13 protein-coding genes are annotated in these 11,905 nt (G+C 32.2%); 6 read left to right on the top strand and 7 right to left on the bottom strand.

What is annotated here, in order from left to right; translation table 11 throughout:
* Position 1: 1 nt before the first annotated feature.
* Together MR875_01960 and MR875_01965 are read right to left on the bottom strand one after the other, a co-directional pair.
* Entirely contained in the window at positions 2-757 is a 756-nt protein-coding gene (locus MR875_01960) for a TatD family hydrolase (protein MCI6993619.1), read from the bottom strand.
* Positions 758-817: 60 nt separating this feature from the next.
* A complete protein-coding gene (locus tag MR875_01965; protein MCI6993620.1) occupies positions 818-1,276 on the bottom strand; it encodes a cupin domain-containing protein in 459 nt (152 codons plus the stop codon).
* 172 nt (positions 1,277-1,448) lie between these two features.
* On the opposite strand from MR875_01965, the gene MR875_01970 reads away from it, so the two are divergent.
* Positions 1,449-2,234 carry a DUF1724 domain-containing protein gene (locus MR875_01970; protein ID MCI6993621.1) on the top strand — a complete coding sequence of 262 codons (786 nt, stop codon included), beginning with the start codon at positions 1,449-1,451 and terminating at the stop codon, positions 2,232-2,234.
* 9 nt (positions 2,235-2,243) lie between these two features.
* On the opposite strand, the gene glyS is transcribed toward MR875_01970, so the two are convergent.
* The 5 genes from glyS to MR875_01995 are packed head-to-tail and all read right to left on the bottom strand — an operon-like array spanning position 2,244 to position 7,783.
* Positions 2,244-3,938 carry a glycine--tRNA ligase gene (gene glyS / locus MR875_01975; GenBank protein MCI6993622.1) on the bottom strand — a complete coding sequence of 565 codons (1,695 nt, stop codon included), beginning with the start codon at positions 3,936-3,938 and terminating at the stop codon, positions 2,244-2,246.
* Between the two features lie 16 nt (positions 3,939-3,954).
* Positions 3,955-4,539, bottom strand: a complete 585-nt coding sequence (dcd, locus tag MR875_01980; GenBank protein ID MCI6993623.1) for a dCTP deaminase — start codon at positions 4,537-4,539, stop codon at positions 3,955-3,957.
* A gap of 21 nt (positions 4,540-4,560) precedes the next feature.
* A complete protein-coding gene (locus tag MR875_01985) occupies positions 4,561-5,391 on the bottom strand; it encodes a 4Fe-4S binding protein (GenBank protein MCI6993624.1) in 831 nt (276 codons plus the stop codon).
* Positions 5,388-6,296 (bottom strand): TrmJ/YjtD family RNA methyltransferase, encoded by a 909-nt coding sequence (locus MR875_01990; protein ID MCI6993625.1) that lies wholly within the window; start codon positions 6,294-6,296, stop codon positions 5,388-5,390. The genes MR875_01985 and MR875_01990 overlap by 4 nt, the downstream gene beginning before the upstream one ends.
* Before the next feature lie 8 nt (positions 6,297-6,304).
* The gene (locus MR875_01995; protein ID MCI6993626.1) at positions 6,305-7,783 is read right to left on the bottom strand and encodes a succinate dehydrogenase/fumarate reductase iron-sulfur subunit; all 1,479 of its coding nucleotides are present in this window, start codon (positions 7,781-7,783) and stop codon (positions 6,305-6,307) included.
* A 298-nt stretch (positions 7,784-8,081) separates the two neighbouring features.
* Between MR875_01995 and MR875_02000 the strand changes: the two genes are divergently transcribed.
* The 5 genes from MR875_02000 (at position 8,082) to MR875_02020 (ending at position 11,741) form a co-directional block, all read left to right on the top strand.
* Entirely contained in the window at positions 8,082-8,531 is a 450-nt protein-coding gene (locus tag MR875_02000; GenBank protein ID MCI6993627.1) for an MBL fold metallo-hydrolase, read from the top strand.
* 37 nt (positions 8,532-8,568) lie between these two features.
* A complete protein-coding gene (locus MR875_02005; GenBank protein ID MCI6993628.1) occupies positions 8,569-8,823 on the top strand; it encodes a hypothetical protein in 255 nt (84 codons plus the stop codon).
* Positions 8,824-8,931: 108 nt separating this feature from the next.
* On the top strand, positions 8,932-10,818 hold the full coding sequence (gene iorA, locus MR875_02010; GenBank protein ID MCI6993629.1) for an indolepyruvate ferredoxin oxidoreductase subunit alpha: 1,887 nt from the start codon (positions 8,932-8,934) through the stop codon (positions 10,816-10,818).
* Positions 10,819-10,822: 4 nt separating this feature from the next.
* Positions 10,823-11,407: an indolepyruvate oxidoreductase subunit beta gene (locus tag MR875_02015; GenBank protein MCI6993630.1), complete on the top strand. Its 585-nt coding sequence runs from the start codon at positions 10,823-10,825 to the stop codon at positions 11,405-11,407.
* Between the two features lie 55 nt (positions 11,408-11,462).
* Complete coding sequence (locus MR875_02020) at positions 11,463-11,741, top strand: hypothetical protein (protein MCI6993631.1); 279 nt, start codon at positions 11,463-11,465, stop codon at positions 11,739-11,741.
* Positions 11,742-11,905: the final 164 nt, after the last annotated feature.

The following is an 11,905-nucleotide window of genomic DNA, read 5'->3' on the forward strand; positions in this document are numbered from 1 at the left end:
TCTAAATTTTAAAATAGTTTTGAGCATTCTTATGGGAGATTTTTTCAATGTCTCCTTTTTTAAATCCAAGTCTAGTTAATTCCCTAACTGTTTTTGCAACAGACAAATGATCTGAAGGTTTGTTACTCATATCACTGTTTAAAAGAAAGTTATCAAATCCGTAATTATCTAAAATATCAATGGCACCATTGACATCAAGTTTCTGTGGCTGAACTGTTAATCCAAGCATATAATCATTATCAATAACTTCTCCGATGACATCTGAATTAATATGATCGATAACTGCCTGTGATTCATCTAAATGTTGTGGTACAATATCTAAAATTACTTTTAGAACTTCTAATTTGTTTTTTCTGGGTGTGTGGATGATGACTTTTGAGTTTGTCTCCTCTGCAATGTCCAATTGTTTTTTGAATATTTCTATTTCTAAATCTGTCAAATCTTCAAGACCGATTTCTCCAATAGCTACAATCTGTTTGTTTTCAATCCATTTGTACATTTCATCAAAAATCATTTGTGGGTTTTCAATGCAGTTTGTTGGATGAATTCCTAAAGCCACTTTTAAATCTAACCCATATTGTGATGCTCTTTTTGTATCATATTCTAAAATTCTGTTCAAATGGTTTAATAAAATGTTTTCAGCATCAATTTTATACGGATAATAACTACATGTTATTGCACTATCAATTCCTGATAAGTACATTTCTTTAAAATCTTCACCACTTCTTGCATCAGCATGGATATGTGTATCAATCATATAAATCACTTCCAATATTAATTTTATTTTTTTTATTTAAAAAATAACTGTATTCTGATTTTAATCCCAAAATTCTTTTACTTTTGGATATTCTTTGATAATATTCTCCTTTTCAATTATTTCAAAGCCATCATAACTGAATCTTGGAACGGTTATACATGTTAAAAAACAGCCGTCTGATGCATTTTCTGTGAGTCTTGATGCAAAAATTTCGCCTTTTTTGAATAGAACTGTCGGTTCTGCATTTTTTCCAATACCGCAATATTTTATGTTTAATTTACCTTCAAGGTTAATTACCCAAAGTTCTATTGTTGATCCAGCATTGTAACTCCAGTATTCATCACAATCAATTTTATGGAATTCTGTTTTCTCACCTGGGGATACATAGTAATAGATAAATCCTGAAGGGTGTCTTTTATCTTCATTTATATCATCATTGCATTCTATAAACATTCCATTTTCTTCGTGTTTTTGCATTTCGTATTTTTTAACTAGTTCCTTTGCTGTGACTTGTTTCATAAGAGTATATTTTTTTCTAATTTTATTTTAAATTTCTTTTATTTTGTAAAAATAACAATGTATTCTGTTTTTATTTAAATTTTTTTGAAGTGTTACTTTTCACATTTTCTCACTTCAAGAGATTTTATATTTTTTAGTATTAAGAATTAATGGTATAAGTAATACTCGATTGGTGATTATTTTGGAAAAAAATGAAAACTATTTAGAAAGTTATGATTCTGTTTCAGAAGAAGTAAAATATCTCTCTAATTCAATAATTAGATTAAAGATATTGGCAACATTATACAAGTGTCCATTAAATATGAAAGACATAAATACCATCACATCATTAAGTTACAGTTCAATATCCAGTAATTTACATAATTTGGAGCTAAAAGGACATGTATACAGAGAGCACAATAAGTATTTTTTATCAAATTCCACTAAACTTGAAATTGAACAAGTCTTGAAATTAAGCAATCTATTGGATTTATTGGATGAATTCTTTAATATTTTGGATAAGCATCTTGTTGGTATGATTCCAAATCAGTCAGTTGCCGAGTTATATTTGCTTGGCAATGCTCGTCTCATTGAATCAGATGGAGTTGATGTATATAGAATTTATAAATTCATTGAAGAATCATTGGATTCTGCAGAAGAGGTTAAATGTATTCTACCGTTTTTTTATGAAAATTTCAATGATAAATTAAATGATTTAGTGAAAAACAATAAACCTGTTGATGTAATGGTTCCTTTAAGTCTTTTTGAAGTTTTTGATGAAAAATCTAAAATTGAAAACTTATCTTTTTTTAATGGTGAGAAGACATTTTTACTAATCATCACAAACGAGTTGATGATTTTGGGGTTATTTAAGGAAGATGGTTATTTTGATCAGAATAGATTATTGACTTCTAAAAATAGTGATTCAATAAAATGGGCTAATAATCTATTTGAAAATTTTAAAATTGAAAATAAATGAGTTTTAAACTCATTTATAATATTTTTCTACGTAATCGGCTAATTCATCTATTGGAATTCTTTCTTGAGCTTCTGTATCTCTGTCTCTGACGGTTACTTGGTTATCTTCTAAGGTATCAAAGTCAACAGTAACAGCAAGAGGGATACCAATTTCATCAGCTCTAGCATATCTTTTACCAATAGTTCCTGTAGCATCGTATTCTACTTTAAATCCGTTCATTCTGAACTGTTCAGTTAATTCCTGAGCAATTTCACGTGGTCCTTCTTTGTTAACAAGAGGGAAAATTCCAAGTTGGACAGGAGCTACAGTTTTATTGAATTTGAAGTAGTCTTTTCCTTCAGTTTCAGTAAAGGAATGTAATAAAACGGAGTAGGTAATACGATCAATACCAAATGATGGTTCAATAACATGTGGAATGATTTTCTCACCGGTTATTTCTTCCTCAACATCTTCAAAGATAAGTAAATCTTCCGGTACTTCATATACTTTGTCCAATTCTACTGTAAATTTACCGTCAGATTCAATTGCAGCTTTGATATCTTCAACATCTGCTGCTTCAATAGCTTGTTTTACTTTAGGTGAATCTCCTTTGAATATTGGTCCGAATTTAGATAAGTTAGGTTTAACAACAGTTTTTTGAACTTTTTTAGGTTCATCATATTCTATGAATACGTTTAATTCATCATTACTGTATTTTGAGTGGGAAGTTAAATCGTATGCTCCTCTATCTGCAATTCCGATGATTTCAACCCAACCGTATTTATCGGTTTTAACTTCAACATCCCAGCAGTCAAGTGCATAGTGAGCCATTTCTCCTGCTAAGTGTTGTCTGAATCTTAAAACATCTTCAGGAATACCGATTTCGGTTAAGAATTTACGAGCTAAGTATAATTGGTATATTAACATTTCGTTAGCTACGATTCCTTTGTCAAGTGCTTCACGTGCAGTAATTTCCAAAGGTTCTAAATCTTTTTCCTGAACTTCTTGTGAGTTTAAGCGTAATACCACATCTTCAATTTGGGAGAATTTTGGATGTGTTTTTTCTTGCGGGTTTAAAAAGATTTCTGCTTCTGCTTGTGTGAACTCTCTAAGTCTGATAACTCCTTGTCTTGGTGAAATTTCATTTCTGTATGCTTTACCAAGTTGTACTGCTCCAAATGGGAGTTTTCCTCTGAAAAATCTTTCTAAACGTTTGAATAAAATGAAGATTCCTTGTGCAGTTTCAGGCCTCATGTAACCTACTTTATCCCCTTTAGCACCGATTTCGGTTTTAAACATTAAGTTGTAGTTCCAGATGTTTGATAACTTACCGCCACATTCTGGACATGTAATGTTATTGTCAATAACGATTTGGTCAAGTTCTTCGTTTTCAAGGCTTTCTACGTCTTTGCCAATTGCATCTTCAATGATGTGATCTGCTCTGAAAACTTCTCCACAACTTTCACATTTACACATTGGATCGGTAAAGTTGTCAACGTGTCCGGATGCTTTTAAAACTTCTTTAGGCATTACGGTTGGTCCTTCGATTTCGTAAAATCCTTCACCGGAAACGTATTGTTTTCTCCATTTTTGCATAATGTTATTTTTTAGGCTTGCTCCAAGAGGTCCGTAATCGGTAAATCCGGATACTCCGGAGTAAATTTCAAAAGATGGCCATAAAAATCCTCTTTTTGCACTAATATTTGACATTTTATCATGATTCATAAATATTATCTCCAATTTATTTTTTTAATTCGTAGTCTAATTTGACTCTACTACTTTCAGGACTGGTTTGTCCCATATATTTACTTTGTCTGTCAGGGTGTCCGTAAGGAACTTCTGATGGGGTGGTCATGGTTTCGAATACGATTTGACATACTCTTTGACCAGGGTATAATGCTACTGGCATTGCACCGATATTGGATATTTCTAAGGTGATTTTTCCTTCAAAACCAGGATCAATGAAACCTGCGGTAACGTGCATTGTAACACCAAGTCTTCCCATACTTGAACGACCTTCTACTCTTGCAACTAAATCATCAGGTACTTTAACATACTCTAATGTAGTAGCGAGTGCAAATTCATTAGGGTGAATGATAAATGCTTCGCCTTCTTCGACAGTAGTTGATTCCATGTAGGATGCAATGTCTTCTTCATCTTTGGGATCAATGTATGGTTTTCTAATAACTTTAAATACTTTAAATTCATCCCCTAATCTCATATCAACAGAAGATGGTTGTATTTGTTTTTCATCTAAAAGAGGTTCAATACTAATTTTACCTTCTTTTAAACATTTTTTTATGTCTTCATCGCTTAAAATTGCCATTTTATTCACACAAACAAGTTTTTATAAATCTTTTATTTTGATTAAATCATCAATTCTATTAACTATATTATCAATAGTTTTTGCAGTATAATCTATTGAAATAGCATCAAATTTACAAGTATTAACACAAAGGCCACAACCTCTGCATATATTATTGTCAATAGTAATTTTATTATTCTCTAAACTTATTGCTTGATACATACAGATTTCATCTAAACATTTCATACAGAGTTTACAGTTGTCTTCATGAAGTTTTACCTCAACACCATCAAGCTTTTCTAGTTTATCGCTAATATCGTCATCTAAATTTGGATAAACTTTCCATAAACAACAACAAGGACAGCAATGACAGATTGTTAGAAGTCCTTTTCCAGGGCGTATGTTCATCCATACGGTATCAATTTTATTTCTTCCAATAATATGGGTTAATCCAGCTGCATCAGCCCTGTCTATCTGTGCTAATGCTTCTTCAACTGTAGCTTTCTTACCAATATGTTCTGGAATTTTCATAGCAGTTGGGCCAAGGAAAATGCATCCTATGTCATGAGGATAATCCTCACAGCCGTTTGATTCCCTACAAAGACATGTGTTCATAATGACGATGTCTTTGTTACGTTTAACAACTTCTTTAATAATTTCAGTTGGTAAAAATTCAGAACCCTCTGATTCTATCTTTTTATTAATGTTAATTGTATTTGGCACAACTACGATTTCATCTTCGTCAAAAAGGAATTTATCAATTGCTTTTTTGTAGATTTCGGATTTTTTTGTAATCTCTGCTATCCAAAATCTCCAGTTGAAAATGTATTTGAGAGTAAATCTACTAATGTCTACAAATCTAGGACGTCTCATTGTTCACCAAGTTTATTTTTCAATCGTCTTAATATGCCTTTAAAGGTGTGTACTTCTCTGGAAGTAATGAATGCTCTAGAAATGATGTTATTGAAAGTTTTAAGACCATTTCTTTTCTTATGGTCGGGAATATCCAAACTATTGATTATCTCACGCATGTCATTTAATAAGTATTCTTTTTCTAAATCGGTACTTTCATCAAGTCCTTCAGCACCATATTCATGTTTGTTTTTAAACAATTCATAAAATATGATTGCCGCTGCATGTGAGATATTTAATATTGGGTAAGTGGGATCAGTTGGAATTGAAACACAAATGTCGCAATCAGCGATTTCATTATTTGTAAGTCCATTTCCTTCTCTTCCAAATAATATTGCAATTTTATTTGAAACATTCATTGAACTACCAAGTTCCTCAGGTCTGATTGGGATTCTTGATAGGTTGTAACTTCCACCGGCCATTCCGGTTGAAGCAACTTTAAAATCAATTCTATGAGTTTGATAGAAATCATCCAATGTAGGGAATATCATTGCATTTTCAACAATGTATTTTCCGTGTGTAGCTTGATAATATGCTTCTTCGGTTAATGTAGGTGGATTGATTAATACTAAATTTTTCAATCCAAAGTTTGCCATGGTTCTTGCAAGAAAACCAATATTTCCAGGAGTTTCACATTCAACAAAAACAATGTAAATGTTTTCTTTAAAAAGAGTGACTTCTCTTTCTTCTTGCTCTTTAATTAATTTTGCTCTTGCAGTTCCTCGGGATTGACCAGTTGATTTAGCTTTTTTTGTGGAAGTTGATTTTTTCTCACTTTTGGATTCTTCCTTTTCTTCAGGTGAATTCAAAGAAGTATTTTCAACTACTTTTTCTTCACTGACTGCAGTATCTCCTATCTTAATCAACTCCTAATTCAGTATTCATAAGCTCTATTTAATAATTCTAAAATGTGAATACATTCGATGTCATCACATCCAATTTCACTTAATCCATCTTGGATATTTAATTCACAAAACGGACAGATTGTAACTACTGCATCAGCACCAGTATCTTTAATCATTTCTGCTTTGGATTTAGATAATTCCATTGCAATTTCAGGTTTTCCGGATTTTATTCCTCCACCCGCACCGCAGCATTGGCAAGGGTATAACATTTCCTTAAATTCAACACCAGGTATTTTTTTAATTATATCTCTTGGTGCATCTTTGATTCCTTGTCCTCTACCTAAATGACATGGGTCATGGTATGTAACTGTCATATTAACTTCTTTGAGTTTACTTTCATCAAGTTTATCTACTAAAAACTCGCTGATGTCCATTACATTTAATTTTGAACCAAAATCAGGGTGGTTATTTTTTAAAGTAGATCCGCATCCTGAACAAACTGTAATTACAGTATCATAATCTTTAAAGATTTTTTTGTTTTTATCGACGAGGTCTTGTACAATTTCAGTTTGTCCTGTTCTTAAAAGTGGGGAACCACAGCATACTTGGCCTTCTGGAACATCAATGTCAATTCCATTTTCTTTTAATATTTTAACTAATTTGTGACCAATTTCGGGGAATTTGTAGTCAACCATACATCCAGTAAAGAAAGCTATTTTTGAACCAGTTTTATTTTTTGCTTCTTCAATAAATGATGGTTTGTCTGTCTTTACAGATCTTCCACTTTCTAAAATATTTTCTTTAAATGCAACATGTTCTGGGAGTGGTCCTGAACCATTTGCAACTGCAATAGCTCTCATTTTTTCTATTGCATCACCAAATGTATTGATATTTTTAGGACAAACAGATAAACATTTACCACAACTGGTACAATTGTATAAACCTTCATCCAATGCTTCTTTAAGCCTGTCAAAGTTATCTCTTGGATCAGTATCGAATTTGTTGATGTATCTCATTAAATATGGTCCGCCAAACTCTTCTGTTGCAATATTGACAACTGGACAAGTTGAATAGCAGGAGTAACATTCAATACAGCTTCTTACTTTTTTAGTATCTGCAGTTTCTGCTTTGGTAATGCTGGAATCTAATTCACTGCATTTGTGGTCACATTGAAGGGATAATTCCAAATCTTTTACTTTAGCTTCAATACTTGATTTATCAACAATTAAATCTTTAATGACTGGGAATTTAAGCGGTTCAATAATCGCTCCGTCTTTAATTTCTTTTTGACAGGCAAGAGCTCCGTTTCCTTTAAATAAAATTCCACAGGAACCGCATTGTCCTGCTCTACAGGAGCTTCTAAAACTAATATCTGCATCATATTTTTCATTAATAGCCTGAAGTGCGTCAAGAACCATCATATTAGGTTTTTCTTCTATTTCATAACATTCTAAATGTGGTTCTGTATCAGTTTCACTATTAAATCTTGAAACATAAACTTTAATCATCATTTCTCTCCCAAATTATTAAGAACTTATAAATTATTCTAATATAATATTTGTATCCTAACAAATATATTATATTTACTATTATTGATATGTTCTAATTTTCATTAAAAAAATTTTAAAATTAATTGTGTACATTTAAGTTCATTTATTTAAATGGAATGTACAGTTAGTATACATTTCTGAAATAGTTTAAATACTATATTTTATAATTATTAATTAAAGTCTTACCAATATTTTTTGGATTAAATTTTTCGTGATACTATGATAATTAAAGCTGTAAAACTATTTGAATGGGTTCATGTCCCAACCTTTTGCATTTGGTGGTGAAGAAGATGCAGAAAACTTTGATGCATCAATTAAATATGGATCTAGTCTTCAAAATTTCGTAATTGATACTGGAGATGAAGTTATTCTTGTGGATACAGGAATGCCTGCTGAACTTCCAGTTCAACCTCGTGATGATAATGCTCCAATTTGGATGGGAGATAAAGTTAAGGATTATGTTCCTGCATTAAAAGAAGCAGGATACGATATTGAGGATATTTCAAAAATTCTTGTCACCCACAAACATGCAGACCATACTGGTGAATTAAAACAGTTCCCTAATGCTGAAATATTCATGTCAAAAACAGAAGCGGATGAAGTTGAATTGGAAACCGATAATATTGTTCCTGTCGAATTTGATGATGGGGAATACTATAATTTTAAAAATTCACAAAAAAATAGCAGATGGTGTTTACTTTATTGAAGCAAAAGGCTATACTTTAGGAAATAGTATTGTTGTTGTGGAAGATGGGGATTTATTCTACATGTTGCATGGTGATGTGACATATACGGACGAGGCATTATACGAAAATAAACTGTCAGTTGTTTTTGAAGACAATGGTGCTGCAAGAGAGACTCTTGACAATGTTCGTGAGTTTATTGAAAATAATAAAACTGTATACCTTTCAACTCATACTCCCTTAGGTTATGAGAACCTTGAGAATAAGAAAATAATTGATTTGGAAAATCCGCCTGAGACAGTTTATCCAAATTAAATTTTCTCTTTTTCTTATTTTTCACTTTTTTTTAATTTTTAGATAAATCTTATATAATTTTAAGTTAAAAATATAATATTGTATTAACGATTATTTGAGGAATATATAATGAATTTAAAAGAATTAGTCACAGGGGGCGCAGGCGAAAAACAATTTTTGCTAGGTAATGAAGCTGCTGTAAGAGGTCTTATCGAAGCAGGTATTTCCATTGCAGCTACTTATCCGGGAACTCCTTCATCTGAAATTGGGAATGTATTGTCCGTATTGGCTAAGGATGCTAATATTTATTTCGAGTTTTCTACTAATGAAAAAGTCGCAATGGAGGTTGCAGCAACTGCAGCTGCATCTGGTCTTAGGTCATTTACATTTATGAAACATGTAGGTATGAATGTTGCAGCTGATTCATTCATGACAACTGCATATTCTGGTGTCAACGGCGGAATGGTTATTTTATCTGCTGATGATCCATCACTTTTTTCATCTCAAAATGAGCAAGATACTCGTAATTATGCAAGATTGGCAAACGTACCTATCTTAGAACCATCCAACTGTCAAGAAGTAAAAGACATGGTTAAATATGCATTTGATTTATCCGAACAATTCAATTTACCTGTTATTGTCAGAACAACCACTCGTGTATCTCATATGAGGGGTGTAGTTGAATTTGGTGATGTTAAAGACAATTCATCAAATGGTGATGACCACTGGATGAGAGGTCACTTCAACAAAGACCCATCAAAATATGTTCCAGTACCTGCTTATGCAGGAGATATGCACGTAAGACTTTGGGATAAAATCCACAAAATTGAAGAAGTAACCAATAAAAGTGAATTCAACACTGAAATAGATTCTGGTAAAAAATACGGTTTAATTGCTTCAAGTAGTGCATTCAATTATGCGCATGATGTTGTAAAATTCAACGATTTAGATGTTAAAATCTTAAAATTAGGATTCTCATATCCTTTCCCACAGGATAAGGTTGCTGAATTCTTAAGTGATGTTGATGAAGTATTTGTTGTAGAAGAAGTTGATCCAATCATTGAAAGAGACACTTTAATTTGCATTGGTGCTAAAAACCTCAATGTCCAAGTTCACGGAAAATTGGATGGAACTTTCCCTCTTTATCATGAATTCAACTCAGATGTTGTGGCTGAAGGATTAAACAAAGTATTGGACTTCAAAGAAGACAAATCAGTTTCATTTACTCAAAGTTTAGAAAAATTAAGTGAAGATATTCCATCTCGTGCTCCGGTTTTATGTGCAGGATGTCCTCACAGGGCAATGTATTATGGAATCAATGTTGCAATCGATGAATTGGGATTAACTCCTGCGGACGTAGTATTTGCATCTGATATTGGTTGTTATACATTAGGTATCAACCCACCTTACAACGCTGCTGATTACTTGTTATCCATGGGTTCCAGTGTAGGGGATGGATGCGGATTTTCAGTTTCAACAGACCAAAAGGTAGCAAGTTTCATTGGAGATTCCACATTCTTCCACAGCGGTATCTCTCCATTGATAAATGCAGTACACAACAAACACAACTTTGTTTTAACAGTCCTTGATAACAGGATTACTGCAATGACTGGTGGTCAGCCAAACCCAGGAATTCCGGTTGACGGTATGGGGGATGAAGCTCCTGAAGTATCTATCCGTAAATTAGCACTTGCATGTGGCTGCGATTATGTGCGTGTAATCAACCCATTCAACTTAGAGCAAGTTGTTAAAACATATAAGGAAGCATTTGAAAGAGATGATGCTGCAGTAATTATTTCAAAAGCTCCATGTACTTTAATTAAAGGTTTAACTAAAAAACCTCCTGTAAACTTCATTGAAGGCAACTGTAATAATTGTGATAAATGTGTAAAAGAATTAGCTTGTCCAGCTATTTCCAAAATCAACGGAAAAATTACAATCGACAAATCTCAATGTGATGGATGTACAGCATGTATTCAAGTATGTAAATATGGTGCATTAGAGGACGGTAGGTGAGAAAATGGATAATCATTATAATATTTATATTTGTGGTGTTGGAGGTCAAGGAATCATTAAAACCTCAACAATTATTGGTGAAGCTGCAATGAACCAAGGTTTAGATGTGGTAATGAGTGAAATTCACGGTATGTCTCAAAGAGGAGGATCTGTTTCTACTGAATTGAAAATTGGTGGTTACAATTCATCTATTATTCCAAAACAAGGAGCAGACATGTTGCTTTCATTTGAACCAATTGAAACAATAAGAGGATTGGAAAAAGTAAACAGTGAAACAAAAATTGTTTACAATACTCATCCGATCATTCCATCTTCAACCGATAAAGTATATCCTAGTGTAGATAGTATTACTAAAACCTTAAAAGAAAATTTTAAATATGTTCTTCCAATCAATGGAACTCAATTGGCTATGGATGCTGGAAGTGTTTTAGCATTGAACATGGTTCTTTTAGGTGCAGTAACTGCGGATGACAAATTCCCACTTACAAAAGAATCTGTCATTGAGGCTATGAAAAACAATTTAAAACCTAAATTCCATGAAATGAATTTAAAAGCTATTGAAAGTGGATACAAATCAATTAAAAGTTAAAAATTTAAATACTATTTAAACTAAAAATTTAAACAGACATTGAACGTGTGGTATTATGGCTTACAAGATTGACAACGCAATTATAAAAAAAGATAGGAATGGAAGGGTAACATTAATTGATCCAGAAAATGTTTTTGGTGATGAAGATGCATTTATCGCTGTTAAAAGTGATGATTTAATCACTATTCAACTTTTAATCAATGCTATTATGAAAAATGATTTCAAAAGTTGGAAGGAATTAGGTTCTATTCCTGAAACTGAACCAATTAAAAGCCTATTTGTCCGTTTAGGTTATTCAAAAGAAGATATAGCTAACATGTTAAAAGAATTCTAGTTATCTTTTTTTATTCTTTTTTTGGCTTTGTAGAAATCCTTATTTTTCTTGAATTTGTGTTGTTCTGTAAATGTTGTAAATTGTGTTTTTGAGTTTTGTTTCTTTATTGGATAGTTGTAGACTTCTGCTTCTATTGGTTCCATTGAATATTCTTTTGATTACAC

The organism is Methanobrevibacter sp. (assembly GCA_022775905.1).
GTDB lineage: Archaea > Methanobacteriota > Methanobacteria > Methanobacteriales > Methanobacteriaceae > Methanocatella.